This is a genomic window from Paenibacillus sp. FSL H3-0457 (assembly GCF_037981725.1).
GTDB classification, from domain to species: domain Bacteria; phylum Bacillota; class Bacilli; order Paenibacillales; family Paenibacillaceae; genus Paenibacillus; species Paenibacillus amylolyticus.
This window is the reverse complement of sequence record NZ_CP150283.1, coordinates 750,024-765,525: the sequence shown is the minus strand read 5'-3', so window position 1 is coordinate 765,525 and position 15,502 is coordinate 750,024. Positions and strand designations below refer to the sequence as shown.

General features: G+C 49.0%; 14 protein-coding genes and 1 riboswitch. Of the genes, 6 read left to right on the top strand and 8 right to left on the bottom strand.

Annotated elements, in window-relative coordinates; all coding sequences use genetic code 11:
* Positions 1 to 81: 81 nt before the first annotated feature.
* The 4 genes from MHH25_RS03555 (at position 82) to MHH25_RS03540 (ending at position 3,429) form a co-directional block, all read left to right on the top strand.
* The gene (locus MHH25_RS03555; protein WP_340019179.1) at positions 82 to 1,032 is read left to right on the top strand and encodes a YafY family protein; all 951 of its coding nucleotides are present in this window, start codon (positions 82 to 84) and stop codon (positions 1,030 to 1,032) included.
* A gap of 73 nt (positions 1,033 to 1,105) precedes the next feature.
* Complete coding sequence (locus tag MHH25_RS03550; protein ID WP_340019178.1) at positions 1,106 to 1,924, top strand: zinc ribbon domain-containing protein; 819 nt, start codon at positions 1,106 to 1,108, stop codon at positions 1,922 to 1,924.
* Positions 1,925 to 2,389: 465 nt separating this feature from the next.
* On the top strand, positions 2,390 to 2,557 hold the full coding sequence (locus tag MHH25_RS03545) for a hypothetical protein (protein WP_017690769.1): 168 nt from the start codon (positions 2,390 to 2,392) through the stop codon (positions 2,555 to 2,557).
* A gap of 182 nt (positions 2,558 to 2,739) precedes the next feature.
* Entirely contained in the window at positions 2,740 to 3,429 is a 690-nt protein-coding gene (locus tag MHH25_RS03540) for a hypothetical protein (RefSeq protein WP_340019177.1), read from the top strand.
* A 531-nt stretch (positions 3,430 to 3,960) separates the two neighbouring features.
* Here the strand turns inward: MHH25_RS03540 and thiC are convergent.
* Positions 3,961 to 5,778 carry a phosphomethylpyrimidine synthase ThiC gene (gene thiC / locus MHH25_RS03535; protein ID WP_340019176.1) on the bottom strand — a complete coding sequence of 606 codons (1,818 nt, stop codon included), beginning with the start codon at positions 5,776 to 5,778 and terminating at the stop codon, positions 3,961 to 3,963.
* A gap of 388 nt (positions 5,779 to 6,166) precedes the next feature.
* Positions 6,167 to 6,280: riboswitch (TPP riboswitch) on the bottom strand.
* Positions 6,281 to 6,428: 148 nt separating this feature from the next.
* Positions 6,429 to 7,172, bottom strand: a complete 744-nt coding sequence (locus MHH25_RS03530; protein WP_017690772.1) for an IclR family transcriptional regulator — start codon at positions 7,170 to 7,172, stop codon at positions 6,429 to 6,431.
* A 359-nt stretch (positions 7,173 to 7,531) separates the two neighbouring features.
* On the opposite strand from MHH25_RS03530, the gene MHH25_RS03525 reads away from it, so the two are divergent.
* Positions 7,532 to 8,557 (top strand): alpha/beta hydrolase, encoded by a 1,026-nt coding sequence (locus MHH25_RS03525; protein WP_340019175.1) that lies wholly within the window; start codon positions 7,532 to 7,534, stop codon positions 8,555 to 8,557.
* 157 nt (positions 8,558 to 8,714) lie between these two features.
* Positions 8,715 to 9,995, top strand: a complete 1,281-nt coding sequence (locus MHH25_RS03520) for a Fe-Mn family superoxide dismutase (protein ID WP_340019174.1) — start codon at positions 8,715 to 8,717, stop codon at positions 9,993 to 9,995.
* A 147-nt stretch (positions 9,996 to 10,142) separates the two neighbouring features.
* Here MHH25_RS03520 and MHH25_RS03515 read toward each other — a convergent pair whose 3' ends face one another.
* From MHH25_RS03515 to queG, 6 genes are all read right to left on the bottom strand, one after another.
* A complete protein-coding gene (locus MHH25_RS03515; protein WP_036614132.1) occupies positions 10,143 to 10,367 on the bottom strand; it encodes a hypothetical protein in 225 nt (74 codons plus the stop codon).
* Positions 10,368 to 10,437: 70 nt separating this feature from the next.
* A complete protein-coding gene (locus MHH25_RS03510) occupies positions 10,438 to 11,292 on the bottom strand; it encodes a lipoate--protein ligase family protein (protein WP_340019173.1) in 855 nt (284 codons plus the stop codon).
* A gap of 189 nt (positions 11,293 to 11,481) precedes the next feature.
* Positions 11,482 to 12,075 (bottom strand): GTP cyclohydrolase I FolE, encoded by a 594-nt coding sequence (gene folE / locus MHH25_RS03505; RefSeq protein WP_036614134.1) that lies wholly within the window; start codon positions 12,073 to 12,075, stop codon positions 11,482 to 11,484.
* A gap of 57 nt (positions 12,076 to 12,132) precedes the next feature.
* Positions 12,133 to 12,396, bottom strand: a complete 264-nt coding sequence (locus tag MHH25_RS03500) for a YneF family protein (protein ID WP_017690778.1) — start codon at positions 12,394 to 12,396, stop codon at positions 12,133 to 12,135.
* A 165-nt stretch (positions 12,397 to 12,561) separates the two neighbouring features.
* Positions 12,562 to 13,593: an HD domain-containing phosphohydrolase gene (locus tag MHH25_RS03495; RefSeq protein WP_047841405.1), complete on the bottom strand. Its 1,032-nt coding sequence runs from the start codon at positions 13,591 to 13,593 to the stop codon at positions 12,562 to 12,564.
* A gap of 15 nt (positions 13,594 to 13,608) precedes the next feature.
* Positions 13,609 to 15,489: a tRNA epoxyqueuosine(34) reductase QueG gene (gene queG / locus MHH25_RS03490; RefSeq protein ID WP_340019172.1), complete on the bottom strand. Its 1,881-nt coding sequence runs from the start codon at positions 15,487 to 15,489 to the stop codon at positions 13,609 to 13,611.
* Between the last annotated feature and the right edge of the window lie 13 nt (positions 15,490 to 15,502).

Below are 15,502 nucleotides of genomic sequence, written 5' to 3'. Positions count from 1 at the left end.
TTATTCCACTCCTATGTGTGATGCTCAACAATATAACATATTTGAATCCAACAGATAAACCAATGAAAGGAATCCATACATATGAAACTGGAGCGTTTATTAGCCATCGTGGTGTTGCTAATCAATCGTGGACGGGTACAAGCCAAAGACTTGGCAGATATGTTCGAAGTATCAATCCGGACCATCTATCGGGACATCGATACATTGGGTCAAGCAGGCATCCCCGTGGTGACGTATCAGGGGGCAAGCGGCGGGATTGGCCTGGCTGAAGGCTACCGGCTGGATCGAAACGTATTAACAGACAAGGACCTCGCCTCCATCGTCACTGCACTGCGCAGTGTATCCACTTCCCATGCTAATGCTGCGCGAGAGCTTCTGGTCGAAAAACTCAGCAGTATCGTACCTGAATCCAAAAATGACGATTTTCAGGCCAATACCAATCGATTCATCGTGGATTATTCAACCTGGACGCATCCCGAAGCACTGAAAATCAAGCTTGAACTTATCGAACAGGGTATGGATCAATTACGCCCCGTAACCTTTACCTACTGCAGTGCGGAAGGTATCCATACTCACCGAACTGCCGACCCTCATACCATCGTACTCAAGAAGCATTCCTGGTACCTGTATGCTTTTTGTCACGAGCGGAATCAATTTCGCATGTTCAAGCTTGTGCGCATGCAAGATGTCACGCTTGCTAATGAGCACTTCGAGCGTAAAGTCATCAACCCACAGCACAGACCCTGGCAACAGGAATGGAGCCGTCCGGACAATCAAGCTAGGTTAACCTTGAAATTCCATGCTCGCGTCCGTCATATTGCGGAAGAATGGTTTGGGATCGAGAACGTCATGCCTGATGGGACTGGGTATTACATCAGCCAGGTTGCTTTTCCAGAGGATGGCTGGTTATATGGATTCATCCTGGGCTTCGGCGCGGACGTTGAAGTATTGGAACCTCAGCATATTCGGGATGAAATCTGCCGTATCGCGGAGCAAATTGTACAAAATTATATACCTCCGACTCAAACCTGACAGACAGCTGTCCAGTTCCTCCCCGTATACTTCAGATATATTCAATCTGTACATATATGAGGAGGAACTAATCATGAACGTCACTGTATGTCAAAGCTGCGGCATGCCGCTCACAACCCCTGCCCAATTCGGAACGGAAGCAGATGGAAGCACAACCCGTGAGTACTGTATCTATTGTTACAAAGAGGGCAAGTTTGAGCAGCCCGGTATGTCACTTGAAGGCATGACGGAGATGTGCACTGCCATTCTGAAGGACGAAGGCATGGATGAGGAATCCGCTCGTTCGATGCTACGTAACCAGCTTCCTTTTTTGAAACGTTGGCGCACGAATACAACGGATCAGCATGCAGAATCTCTCACTGAAACCTCTACTGCTTCTGCTAATCCTGGTCAGGTAACAACGGATCATTCGTTCTCTGCCCAGCCCGTTCGTTATGTCACGCTCCCCGGCAAACGTCTTGCCGGCGTATCCGCCCGCACAACCAACGCCATTGAAATCAGTGGCCAAGGCTGTATTCAGGGACTCTGGAACAATTATTTTGCCTCAGAGCACCTACCTGCACCTGAAGTTGTTCGCTATGGCTGTTACACGGATTACACCGATGGCATAACCGGAGAATACACCATACTGGTAGGGCATGAGGTCAGTCCGAACGAATCGTTGCCTGAGGGATTGGACGACATTTTACTCCCTCCTGCAACTTACGCCATATTCACTTCCAGAAAAGGACCGATGGCAGAGGTTGTTGGCGAAGCTTGGGGAGCCGTGTGGGCATGGGATAAACAAAGCGATCGTACGTTCACTGGGGATTTTGAATTGTATGATGAACGCAGCCTGAATCCCGAAAGTGTACAAGTGGATATATACATCGCTGTTCGCCAAAGTAGATAAAGCCAACACGATACCACCTCAGACAGAATCAAAGTTTCATCGCATCCTTCTTCATATCACGTAAGCTGCCGGGTTCGCTCGGCAGTTTTTTTATATCCGGAACTACATTACCCCCTAAACAACCCGACCATGGTACCAAGTTAGTTAGCATGCTTTGCATCATTTAACCAGATAATATGCCTCATATACGGGTACCATTGACTTCCTTAAAATTGGGACTATTCACATAACAACCGATTCGATCCTCCCATATCAAACCTTTCATATTAGGTCCTTTACTCCTGAATTTCCCTAAAAACGTTTACATCTCCTTAAAACCGGGTAAAATCACTACAATCCAAGTTGGAATTACGCTTTAAACTCTTTTATTTCGTCTAACAAGTCACATGTACCTATATGCGCACCTGGCATGGTAACCAGTCGAAATACATAATTCATAAAAAACGCATCAAAGGAGGAACCAAGATGATCCGCATGCCTATTCAGCAAATGATCCCGTACCATCACCAATATCCGCGCAACACGGCGACCACTGCTCCTAAAAAGGAGAATGAGAACACTCAAGGTCTATCCTTTCATGAAATTCTGCAACAAAAAATGGCGAAGAAAAATGCTTCTCCTTCCCTTAGATAAAAATGGACACCGGACCGACCCTAGTCGAGTCAGGTTATCAACCGTCTTTCCGCTGCTTGGCGGCAGGGCGGTTATTGGCGTTGAGCAATAAACGACTGTACAGTTCTCAGGCATGTTTCTATAATGGTTTAAATATCTAAAAGATCCATGACATATACGAACTGTAAAAGGGGACTTAGCACATGACCACCATTGGTTGTTTTCACGCTCATTATTCCAACATCGCCTTAATTGAAGAGACGCTTGCTCCTTATGAAGTTGAATTGGTCCATTACGTCGATCCAGGTCTGGACCGTCTTAAACATGACGCTGACTTTTCCGCGGTCGTCATTCACGAGAAGGTAGCCCAGACGCTCCAATGGATCGCTGAGTGTCATGCCGATGCCATTCTGGTCACGTGTACCCTGTTTGCGACAGTATTGGAGCAGGAAGCCATACAGGTCCCTGTGCCTGTGATCGGCATAGATGATCCGTTATTGCAGGAGATGCGGCGAGTACCAGGAGATTACATAATATCATTCACCAACCCGGCAACTATTGAAGGAACGATGGCACGGTTGAATCAGGCATTACAGCAAGAGGATGAGAATGGGCAACTACACGTTGCCAAGACCTCTCAGACGGAAGCGGTGTGCATCCCTGGGACATTTGAGTTGATTATGCGTGGAGATCAGCAAGGGTATCTCGAAGCGGTACGAGAAGGCTTACAGCAGATTGCTGAGCAGTACCCGGGTAAAGCGGTAGTGGCGGCCCAACTGTCTATGGCTCCCGCTGCTGCACAGGTTACAGTAGATCGCGGTATTCCGATCCATAGTCCGCTAGCATTGCTTGCGGCGTATTTGGAGAAGAATTTGGAACTGGCTCGACAGTAGCTGCTGATTTGGAGTGAAATATTACAATCACTAAAAACATGTGAAAACTACTATATCGACTCCTTCTGCAAAATAAAAATGCTCTCGAACAAGAGCATTTCAAATGGTATAATCACTTTGTACAGCCAATTTGTGGTGGGAAATAGGCTTGCCTCCAGTGGGAGGTGATCCTATGAACTTCTCTTTTAACGACGTAATCGTGTTCGCGATGTTAATTATTGCGCTCCTGACATACATCGATCGTAAAAAGAAGTGACCCGCCACAGGTTGACGGCCTGACGGGTCACTTCATCTGAACTTGCTGCACTCGGAGGAATACCCACCGCAAATGCTGTGCAGGAGTAGCCATTGGCCTGGCTACTCTTATTGGTGTTTACTTACATTCATTTTATTAAACATCTGCTAGACAATCAACCATAATGCTGATAAAAAGTATCAGGAAGCTGATCAATAAGATGAAGAAGACGACATGATAGCAGTATTCTCACCTTCAAACGATGTCAGACTGCCCAGCTTGCGCTGTATCGGCGCCTAGGAGCGTGTCCGATATTCCTCGGCCTTTTCCTGCATCCCGGCAGCTACAGCCTCATTCTCAGACAATCCTTTATCAGCGGCAAAGGCACGAATGTCCTGCGTGATGCGCATGCTACAGAACTTTGGTCCACACATGGAGCAGAAATGAGCTTCTTTGGCCCCTTCTGCCGGTAGCGTCTCATCATGGTAGGCCAGCGCACGTTCCGGGTCCAGTGACAGGTTAAACTGGTCACGCCAGCGGAACTCGAACCGCGCTTTGGACAATGCGTCATCGCGGCGCTGGGCACGTGGATGGCCTTTCGCCAGATCGGCGGCATGAGCTGCGATCTTGTAGGCGATGACCCCTTCCCGCACATCATCCTTGTTGGGCAGGCCCAAATGTTCTTTTGGCGTAACATAACAGAGCATGGACGTGCCGAACCAGCCAATCATGGCCGCACCAATGGCGGATGTGATGTGATCGTAACCCGGGGCAATGTCGGTCGTCAGCGGCCCCAGCGTATAGAACGGTGCCTCTTTACATATCTCCATCTGCAAGTCCACATTCTCCTTGATCTTATGCATCGGCACATGACCCGGGCCTTCGATCATCACCTGCACATCATGCTTCCATGCAATCTGCGTCAGTTCCCCAAGCGTGGCCAGTTCCGCCATCTGAGCTTCGTCATTCGCATCGTAGATACTGCCTGGACGAAGTCCATCTCCCAGTGAGAACGCCACATCATACCTTTTCATAATCTCGCAGATTTCTTCAAAATGGGTGTACAAAAAATTCTCCTGATGATGCGCAAGGCACCATGCTGCCATAATGGAACCACCCCTAGACACAATACCTGTCATTCGCTTGGCGGTCATGGGGATATAACGCAGCAGTACACCTGCATGAATCGTAAAGTAGTCCACGCCCTGCTCTGCCTGCTCAATGAGTGTGTCACGGTACAACTCCCAGGTCAGCGCTTCCGCTTCGCCATTCACCTTCTCCAGCGCCTGATACAGTGGCACCGTACCAATCGGCACAGGTGAATTGCGGATAATCCATTCCCGGGTGGTATGAATGTTTTTGCCTGTGGACAGATCCATCACCGTATCCGATCCCCATCGTACCGCCCAGGTCATCTTCTCCACCTCTTCCTCAATGGAAGAAGATACAGCAGAGTTACCTATGTTGGCATTGATCTTCACGTGAAAATGACGACCGATCAACATCGGCTCACTCTCCGGGTGATTGATGTTGGATGGCAGAATGGCCCGTCCACTCGCCAGCTCCTGTCTCACAAATTCCGGCTCCACGCCTTCACGAATAGCGGCGAACTCCATCTCTGCCGTAATGACTCCCTGCCTCGCATAATGCATCTGAGTCACACAGCGTCCTGGCTGTGCCCGCAGCGGTTTGCCACGTAATCCGGGGTACTCTTCAGCGCCGGCTCTCTTCCCTCCGGGCTTTAGTCCGTTATCCTCCGGTTTAACTGTACGGCCCTGATAAGCTTCAACATCGCCACGCTCTGTGATCCAGCGGGTGCGCAGGGCTGGCAGACCTGCGCGGATATCCGCATGAAATGCGGGATCGGTCATGGGGCCGCTCGTATCGTAGACACGCAGCGGTTCGTTATGCTCCACCCCTTGGGGAGTATTCGTGTCATGAAGGGCTATCTCACGCTCCGGTACAGCAATGTCCGGCCGTGAGCCCTGAATGTAGACTTTGCGGCTACCGGGAAAGGGCTGAACCCGTCCGGCCGCTCCTGTTTCTTTTTCCACCTGCTGATCGTTATGTCCCCGCTCCGTCGCTTGTTGTCCCGTTTGATTTCCTGTACTCATGTTCGCTTGTCTCCTCCTCAGTGTTCGTCGCTTGTTTGGTTGGTATCATCATTAGCTTGGTTACGTACCTGTTCCAAATCATGCGCAATGCAGAGAAGAAAGAGCGATCCTACACCAGACCAGGGAAGACACTTTTCATGTACAGTTAACAACAGACGGAGGCTGCCACAGATCTTGGATGATCTATGGTGCGTTCTCTATTCATCCAAGCCCACTTCCGCAGGTTATCGAAAAAGAAGCCCATAAAATCCGCGCTATATCGCCCGTTCCCTGTATATAAAAAAGCCGGTCCCCGAAGGAACCGACTTTTATGTCCATCACCAATAATGCACCTTCATGCAGCTCCTTAACGGAGCCCTACAAGGGTCACATCATGTGGTGGTTGTGGTCATATCGCCGATTACTTCCCTACGCTGGTATGATCCAGATCAGGTGCAAAGGGTCCGGAATCTCATGCGATTCCGTCTCAGTCCGGACAATTCGGACTCCCCCAGTAACGTTAATAAGTTGCGGCTTACATAGGCCGCCGTTCATATTCAATGAAGCTGGCCCCGTTGGGCCGTCCATTACAGAGTAGCGCAACCGGAACATAAAAACAACCTTTATATTCCAGAACACCAACTCAATTGGAGAAAAAACTTACATCAACATCAGGATAACATGAGCCCCATTTGCGTAGCAGCATCCTTCAACACAGGTGCGTATTCATGCAATGTCTCCTGCGAAAGTCGACTGACAGGTCCCGAGACCGAGAGGGCAGCTGCGATATTGCCTCTGCGATCCATAATCGGTACAGATACCGCGGCAGCTCCCGGCTCACGTTCCTCATAACTCGTCGCATATCCGTTATCCCGGATATCTCCCATTTGCGCCAAGTACACCGCCGGATCAATAAACACCGGCCATTCCGGCCCGTTCATCAGTTCTTCACGATCCTCGTCCGTGGCAAACGCCATCAAAACTTTGCTGGAAGCCCCCACAGACAGCGGGAGTCTAACACCAACGGGAGCGACTCGGCGGATCGCCTGATCACTTTGTACAGCCTGAATCCGAATCCGTTCACTTCCATCACGCAGGTACAGACTCACGGTCTCTCCCAATCGATCTCTCAGTCGCTCCATCGCAGGTAACAGCAGTATAGCGGGATCATCACTGCGGGACATATGAGCTGACAGCTCCCAGATTCGGATGCCAAGTCGGTACTTCTCTGTTGCTGCATCGCGGATCACGAACCCTCGATCCTCCAGCGTAGCCATCAAACGGTGGACTGTACTTTTGTGCAGGCCGATCTGGCTGGCAATTTCGGTGAGTCCCAGATCACTGCGTGTGGTAAAACATAATAATATATCCAGCGCCCGTTCCACAGCCCGGACGGTTAACTTGCGATCTTCCATGGCATAATGCCCTCCTCATGTTTCATCACATGAAACTTGGTTACATAAATTATATGAGAAACGGTCTCATCTGTAAACCAAAAAGAGCCAAAATCAAAATAGACCAACGTGTAAATTTTTCCTTTTTATAAGACTTAATCCCCTGTAATTTACACACTAAGGTAATGTTACCCATATATCTTAAGAACTATATAACAATTGCGTAACAAATGCCCTCAATCAATTGACTTTGACTATACGGGAACATACGATAAAGATATATTACATTAAGATATCGCTCTGAAGCAGGCTCTGAAATCGACGCAATTCTCTTTTCATGTCGTTGTTATCTTCAACTGAACTTCAAAGGAGGGGCATTCATGTATCCAACATCCCAGAGCGAAGCCCCGCTGCAAACAAAAGTGTCCGATCTGCCCTCTTCCCTATCACCGAGGCTGATTCGGTTCAAACATATTATCGTAGCGTTGCTGCTCTCCGTTGTATTTTTTCTACTGTTTTGTTTTATTGCACTGCATGGTTACATCGCATGGGTATTATCCAATCCTACTGTAGCGCCGGTCTTCTCCAATCCAATGCAGGCCAAGAACATGAAGTACGAAGACATCACGTTCCCGGCAGCAGATGGCAGCCGGACGATGCAGGGATGGTATATACCTGCTGACAATGCTGCAAGCAAAACGATTATTTTCAGTCACGGCTATGGTGCCAATCGTGAAGAAACATGGGTACCTATGTATGACCTGGCCCACTATGCCCATCAACTCGGTTTCAACGTGGTCATGTTCGATTATGGCTTCGCCTCACAGGTGAACAAAGCTGTAGCCACAGGTGGCAAAGCTGAGTCACAGCAATTGCTGGGTGCCATCCAGTTCGCCAAGCAGCGAGGTGCACAGGAACTGGTTGTCTGGGGTTTCTCGATGGGTGCCGGTACAGCGTTACAAACCGGACTTATTACGAAGGAAGTCGATGCGATGATTCTGGACAGTGCGTTCCTGCTTGAGCCGGATACGCTGTACCACAACATTCATAACCAGATCGATCTCCCGCGTCAGCCTACACTCGAGATTATGAAGCTGTTGTTCCCTGTTCTGAATGGTACCGGACTGCAACAGATTCCATACCAGGAAGTGAAAAAGGAAGATTATCCGTTCCCGATTTTCTTCATCCATGGTACAGAGGACGAGAAGGCGCCTTATCCAATTGCGGAGCAGCTCGCTGCCAACCAGACCAATCCGTACTCGGATGTATGGATTGTCCAGGATGCGCATCATGAGTTGATCTTCCGGGAGCATCCGAAGGAATATCTGCGCCGTGTCTCAACTTTCCTGAGTCATGTAACGAAGACAAGCAGTGACGATGTGCAGAACACGAATAATGGAGAGTAACCAAATTTCAATCATCCGAATTTTTCGTTGATTCCAGAGCCCTCAGGGGCTCTTTTTTTTGCACTCATAGGACAACAGGCTATCGGAATATACTCTTGGGACGCATGAACAGACAGTCTGCATGCAATGAATTTCATCTGAAGGAGGTTCAACATAGATGAACTGGTATGGATATGGTCACCTGCTGCCTCTGCGGACATTGGAGGAAATCCGTTTCTGGAAAGAGCAGGAGAAAGAACATACACTCGTCATTCGTGCCCTGGTTCCTGATCTGGAGCCCCCCTACGTCAAGCTACTGGAGGAATGGGAGGTTACCTTTGCAAACAGTGAGCGAGTAGCCAATCAGCTTTTAAAACAACTATTGCCTGGAACCCATCCGCCTGCTCCCTACATCGTTCGTTGTATCGATCAACTTGTGTTGGCAGCTCGGCAGCAATCGAGAGAGTTCATCAAACAGCTGTATGTTCTTCTGGAACAAAGTGCTGCTGTGCAAGCTGTTCCGCTTGCCAAAGTACTCATTCTGCATTTTATCCGCGAGTCGGAGTATTTTCTGGGCGTATTGGATACGCTTGGCCAACCTGGCATCTTGCGCGAAACGGATTCGGAGCCATCACTTTTTCTGGAAAATGCGTTGCATACGTCAGAGTCAGGAAGCATCCATCGCCAAGCTTCAGAAGCTCCAACTTCTCCAGAGGGGAATGTAAATGCACCTGCCGCTTCAGCTCAGATTCAATCCGCAACCATTCAACCGCCTTCTACGGGAACAACACAAGCCACACCCAGCTCTACAGCACCTCCCGTAAAAGAGAAGCCGGTTCCCATCGGAGGACACACACTGCCGCCTCTCCCCTATGCGTACAATGCGCTGGAGCCACATATTGATGAGCTGACGATGCGTATCCATCATGACAAACACCATCAATCTTATGTGGACGGACTAAATGTAGCAGAGAAAAAGCTGGCGGAATCGCGAAAAAAGAATAACTTTGAACTCATCAAACATTGGGAACGTGAACTTGCCTTCAACGGGGCAGGCCACTACCTGCATACGATCTTCTGGACAATTATGAATCCTGCTGGTGGCGGCAAACCTTCCGGTATGCTGGCAGAGCAGATCAAGCGGGATTTCGGAAGTTATGAAGCGTTTAAGAATCAATTCACAGAAGCCGCGAACAAGGTGGAAGGCAGTGGCTGGGCGATGCTTGTCTGGAGCCCGAGAGCACATCGTTTGGAGATTTTGCAGGCGGAAAAACACCAGAACCTGTCCCAGTCCGATATCGTACCGCTCCTGCCACTGGATGTGTGGGAACATGCCTACTATCTGAAACATCAGAATGAACGCAAAAAGTATATCGAGGATTGGTGGAACGTTGTCTACTGGCCCGCTGTTGCCGAGCGTTACGAAACGGCACGCAAGTTGTTGTGGCCGCCTTATTAAGCTTGGGGTTAGATGGATTAGAGAAAAAAGAGATATCTCCAGCCGAATGACTGAAAGATATCTCTTTTGGTGTAGACAAAAAAGCAAGCCTCCGGTAAAAAGAGACTTGCTTGTATTTTGAGAGACTTCCTATTTCTAAATGTTCACTTAAGAAGCACAGCCCTCGCACGCCACATAGTTGTCGCCAACCTGTTTGCTAATGGAGATCAGATCGCCCAGCTTGATATCAGACTCATCTGTAAACTCCAGATCGGCTATACGTGCAACGATCAGTGCAGCAGCCTCTTCCTTGCTTGTTGCCATTTGGCTGAACTCGGATTTTTCGCCTGTTGATACAACCTCATATAAATACGTATATCTCAATGTGTCCATCCTAACACTCTCCTTCCGAAATCACATCATATCATCTCTATTAACCAATTCCAAGCCCTAGTAAAAAGTGTTAATCGTATCGCAGCTTCATCTGCTCAGCTGTCAGGCGTACTTCTTCAGAGCCAACGCTAAGCACCCTGCTGGTCTCCGCAAGTGGATAGCGATCTCGCAGTGTCCGAACCAAAGCCGCAGTATATGCCGCAGCCGAAGGTACACCTGCCAATTCTTTCAGACTTGCCATCGTGCCAGGCTGAACATCGGGATATCCTTCACTCGCCCCGCCTGCTGCATGCTGATAGAATTGTCGCACATCTGCTGCCAATTGATCACCCTGACCGTCCACGATGATAAAAGCCGTAATGATATACGCCTTTGCCTGCCTGCGCTGGGCAATACCACAGAATTTCAATCCACCTACACTGACATCATAATCTCCCGGGCAAAAAGCACCTTGAACCTCGCCAGTTTGCGCCTGATTCGACCACGGCGTTAGCGACTCGGCAATAATCGAAGCCATTTCCCGGAAATCATCATGAATATTGATGGCATGTCCGGGATTAGGCAGAATCAGCGACACATTAACTACCCCTGGGTTCAAGGGTACTGCCGCTCCACCGGAAGGCCGAACACAGACCGCTGTCCCTTGGCTTCTAATCTGTTCCATCGCTTCTACAGCCTGTGGCAACCTGCGGTCACGCAGACCCGCTACAAAGGCATCTGGGTGTCTCCATATATGTGCAACTGGTAGATGCCCTGCCCCAACCCGCCTGCACATAACTTCTTCCCAAGCAAAAGCTTCGAGTACACTGCTACCTTGTCGCATGAGTGGTGTCTCCCAGATTTGCAGACGCATTGAAGCCTGCTGATCTGCCTGTAGTCCCTTTTCCGGCTGAACCGGTTGATCTGAATGGGAAGGTACACTCATCGTTCCATTACCTCCGGCTTAACGAATTCATATGTATCCAGTATATAGGAATGACAACGCATATATAAATAAGCCGGTTCCCAGGGAACACGGCTTATTTATATCACATCCTATGGCTTAGAAACTGCTGCTTCCAAAACCAAAGGAACTTACTCATCAGGCTTGTCCAGCGAGTGGACATACCTGATCTTAATCTTTCATCAAAGACAAGAACTCCGCACGTTGTGCCGGATTCTCACGGAAAGAACCACGTACAGCAGACGTAACCGTCTTGCTTCCAGGTTTCTTCACGCCGCGGGAACACATGCACAAGTGCTCGCCTTCCACAACGACCATAACACCATGAGGTTCAACGGCCTCTGTCAGAATGTCAGCGATCTGTGAAGTAATACGTTCCTGCACTTGAAGGCGACGTGTTACTGCTTCGACCAGACGAGCCATTTTGCTCAGACCAACGATCTTGCCACTTGGTACATACCCAATGTGTACCTTGCCGAAGAACGGCGCCATGTGGTGCTCACACTGACTGTAGTAGACAATATCCTTGACGATAACCAGTTCTTCATGATTCTCGTCAAACGTGACACCGAGCACATCGCGCGGGTCTACTTCATATCCGCCAAAAATTTCTTCATACATTCGGGTCACACGTGCAGGCGTTTCAAGCAGCCCTTCACGTGTACTATCTTCTCCGATCAATTTCAGGATCTGCTCTACATGATACTCGATCTTCTCCCGATTGTCGGATACTTTTGAATTCAAATAATCTTTAACGCCAGCCACTGCCAAACGCCTCCTTTCGAACCACAATAAGGTAAGCAGTTATTCACTTCACTGCTATTATTTTCGGCGGCCCGAACTTTTACGCGCAGGATGCTGTTGCGGCTGAGGCATTTTCGCTCCTGGCTGCTGATTCTTCATCATCTGCTGGGCACGCTGCATTTGCTTGCCATTCAGGTTGTAGCCCATTTGCTTCGCCATTTTCTGAAGCATGTCCGGATTGCTTTGCATTTTCTCAAGTTGTTTACGCAAGTAGAACACCCCGATGAAAAATCCCCCGACCAGACCAACAATCAATGTAATAATCGGTATAACAATATCCATCTCTTAGACACCTCTGTATGCATTCTAAAAAGCCTGATAATCCGTGTCACTTCATGATGTTCGACACACATGTTGCAAACCTGACACAGAGCGGATTTCCTGAAAGTATCATAGCATTTCCGCACGCCTTGAGCAAACGGATTTTCCAGTTTAACCGCACACAAGCTACGTCATGACAGCTTCAATGAAAACGGTTGTATGCTGAGCCAGATCGATTTCAACCACATCCAGAGAATAACGCGTACTTCCGCGTGCCACCCTGATCACAGGTCTGCCGGGCAATCCCCGATGTTGACGCACAATGACTCCAGTCTCTTTGGTGGACAGTCGTACCGCTGTACCATTGGGATACACGGATACACTCTTGTTGAACTCAATCAGAATGTCCCGATCCAGCTTTGTACCAGACAACGCCATCATCTCTTCACAGGCCTCATGTGGCATCAAACTGTCCTTGGATAAACCATTAATGAGATTATCATAGATATTAGCCACACTAACGATTCTCGCAAACAGATGAATGTCACTTCCCTTGATCCCTCTCGGCATGCCTGTACCATCTACATGCTCATGATGTTGCAGGGCTGTATGGGCGACCAACAGACTGAACTCCCGTTTGTTCTTAATCACTTCGAATCCACGCCATGTATGATGCAGCGAAGAATTTGCAGCAGAACCACTGCCAGGAGGTTCCCCCACTTTGCCAATATCATGCAATAATGCCCCCACAGCAAGGTCCTTCAGTTGATTATAATTGAGTCCCATATTCAGTCCGATGACCGAAGACAACAAACATACATTCATCGCATGAACATACTGTGCATTGTCTTTGGTACGAATATCGGTGAGCTGCACAAGCATTTCACGCCCGTTCAGTACATCATTCAGCAACTTCTCTATACTGAGGGCAACTTTTTTCGGACTCCAGTCTTTCCCGGATCGAATGGATTCGAGTGTGACACTCATTTCGTTAATTATTGCCCGTTTCGTGGTTTCATCCAGAATGTCTTCTGCATCCACATCTTTATACGCTTCATCCTGGATGTATAACATGGTCACGCCAATACGCTTCAGCGTATTGACCATGTATACGGTGAGCTGGACTCCGGCAGACAGCAATACCGTGCCGTTACTGGAATATACCGTCTTGCCCAGAAGCTCCCCCGCTTCCACGCTCTCCACGTTTACATACTTCATGAACGTCCCCCGCTCTTACGATAGCTGCTCCAATGCGAGCAATTGCTCCTTGGTTTGCAGACCGCCTACATAACCCACCAGGGTACCGTCTTTACCACTGATACGGTGACAGGGAATAATAATCGGAATCGGATTCTTGCTAATGGCGTCCAGAACTGCACGAACAGCCTTGGGTCTGCCGATGATTTCCGCAACCTGTTGGTGTGATGAGGCCTCTCCATAAGATATATCGGACAGAACTTGCCATACTTGTAGCTGGAATGGTGTTCCAAGCCGATCAAGCTGCAAGTCGAACGTTTTTCTTTCCCCTGCAAAATACTCCTTTAACTGCTTTGCAGCTTCGCTGAGCTTCTCTTCATTCTTCTCATATCGATACTCGCCAATCCAGATGCGGGCCCATTGTTGCAGATGAGCTTCGCGTACGTGAAAGGCGCCAAAATCGATGTGACACAGTCCTTCATCCGTCGCGCATAACGTAAGAGTACCAATCGGTGTCAGTACCTCATCGTAGTATACGGGCTTGCCATGAAGACCCGTAACGGCTGAAGGTTTCCACGCTACGGCTTCCGGTTTGGCAGGCTGTGCAGACTGCTCACTACCCGGTTCAATCCCAGCTTCCATTTTCAAATCCTGTTGTAACGCACGTAAGGAATTGTTCTCGTTGTTCTGTTCCTCTGACTGCTTCTCACTCACTTGTCCAGCCTGTGGCTGTTTGGGTAAGGTCTCGGACGAACTCAGTCGCTCCTCGGCCTTCTGCAGCATGCTTAGTACGTTCCCATCTTGTTCGTTAGCGGCAGCTTCCCCAATTGCTCTCATGGCGTCTTCTCCTCCAATTCTGCTTAACGCCCAGGCTGCGGTTCCCCGCAACTCGGGGCGCGGATCACGTTTTAGTACTTCTGTAAGTTTCGGTACAGCACTTTTGTCTTTGAAATTGCCCAGGGCAATAACGGCGTTGCGTTGAATCGGCTTCTTGCCCCGCCAAGCGGCGGAACTCTGACCGAAACGTTCCTTGAATTCCCGGTTACCGATGTCCAGCAGCGGCAGTAGGAGTGGCTTCACAATCTCCGGATCGGGGTGAAACTCGGGATGGTGATCCCAGTTCTTACCCCGGTTCTTCGGACAGACAATCTGACACGTATCACAACCGTATAGACGGTTGCCTATTTTCAGCATAAATTCTTCATCCACGAACCCTTTTGTCTGGGTTACAAAAGAAATACAGCGCTGTGCATTTAACTGCCCCGGCCCCACTAATGCCCCTGTAGGACAGGCATCAATACATTTTGTACATTCACCGCAGTCTTCGGTCACAGGTGTGTCTGGTTGAAAAGGAATATTTGTTACCAGTTCTCCGAGAAAAATCCATGAACCAAATTTGGGTGATATAATGGCACAGTTTTTGGCACTAAAACCAATCCCCGCACGCTGGGACACCGCACGATCCACCAATGCTCCGGTGTCTACCATGCTTTCGATCATGGCTTCAGGTACGCGTTCCTTTATAAAATTGACCAACTTGTCCATCGCTGCACGCAGGACCTGATGATAATCCTGACCCCAAGCCGAACGGGCAAAAATGCCTCGATACGCACCAGGCTCCGATTTCGGCGGATTCACCATTTTGGATGGGTATGCCACGGCTATTGCAATAAGTGAAGCGGGCTCGCCATCTTTTAAGGCGGGGTGCACCCTTTTTTCAATATCCGGCTCTTCAAAACCTGAAGCATACCCTTTATCCCGCGACTGCTCCAGCAGCGACTTCAGGGAAACAAAGGGATCAGCCAAAGCAAAACCGATATCATCAATGCCCAGTCCGGGGCCAGCTGCCTTGATCTCCTGTTTTAACTTTTCCCATACGGAGGCATCCTGTGCTGCCCCGGTCTGTAAGCTCGTCATTTCTCTTCCCTCT

Excerpts from the sequence above, each read along its gene's own strand:
- MHH25_RS03555 (WP_340019179.1), top strand. The coding sequence starts at position 82 with ATGAAACTGGAGCGTTTATTAGCCATCGTGGTGTTGCTAATCAATCGT.
- MHH25_RS03550 (WP_340019178.1), top strand. The coding sequence starts at position 1,106 with ATGAACGTCACTGTATGTCAAAGCTGCGGCATGCCGCTCACAACCCCT.
- MHH25_RS03545 (WP_017690769.1), top strand. The coding sequence starts at position 2,390 with ATGATCCGCATGCCTATTCAGCAAATGATCCCGTACCATCACCAATAT.
- MHH25_RS03540 (WP_340019177.1), top strand. The coding sequence starts at position 2,740 with ATGACCACCATTGGTTGTTTTCACGCTCATTATTCCAACATCGCCTTA.
- thiC (WP_340019176.1), bottom strand. The coding sequence starts at position 5,778 with ATGAGTACAGGAAATCAAACGGGACAACAAGCGACGGAGCGGGGACAT.
- MHH25_RS03530 (WP_017690772.1), bottom strand. The coding sequence starts at position 7,172 with ATGGAAGATCGCAAGTTAACCGTCCGGGCTGTGGAACGGGCGCTGGAT.
- MHH25_RS03525 (WP_340019175.1), top strand. The coding sequence starts at position 7,532 with ATGTATCCAACATCCCAGAGCGAAGCCCCGCTGCAAACAAAAGTGTCC.
- MHH25_RS03520 (WP_340019174.1), top strand. The coding sequence starts at position 8,715 with ATGAACTGGTATGGATATGGTCACCTGCTGCCTCTGCGGACATTGGAG.
- MHH25_RS03515 (WP_036614132.1), bottom strand. The coding sequence starts at position 10,367 with ATGGACACATTGAGATATACGTATTTATATGAGGTTGTATCAACAGGC.
- MHH25_RS03510 (WP_340019173.1), bottom strand. The coding sequence starts at position 11,292 with ATGAGTGTACCTTCCCATTCAGATCAACCGGTTCAGCCGGAAAAGGGA.
- MHH25_RS03500 (WP_017690778.1), bottom strand. The coding sequence starts at position 12,396 with ATGGATATTGTTATACCGATTATTACATTGATTGTTGGTCTGGTCGGG.
- MHH25_RS03495 (WP_047841405.1), bottom strand. The coding sequence starts at position 13,593 with ATGAAGTATGTAAACGTGGAGAGCGTGGAAGCGGGGGAGCTTCTGGGC.
- queG (WP_340019172.1), bottom strand. The coding sequence starts at position 15,489 with ATGACGAGCTTACAGACCGGGGCAGCACAGGATGCCTCCGTATGGGAA.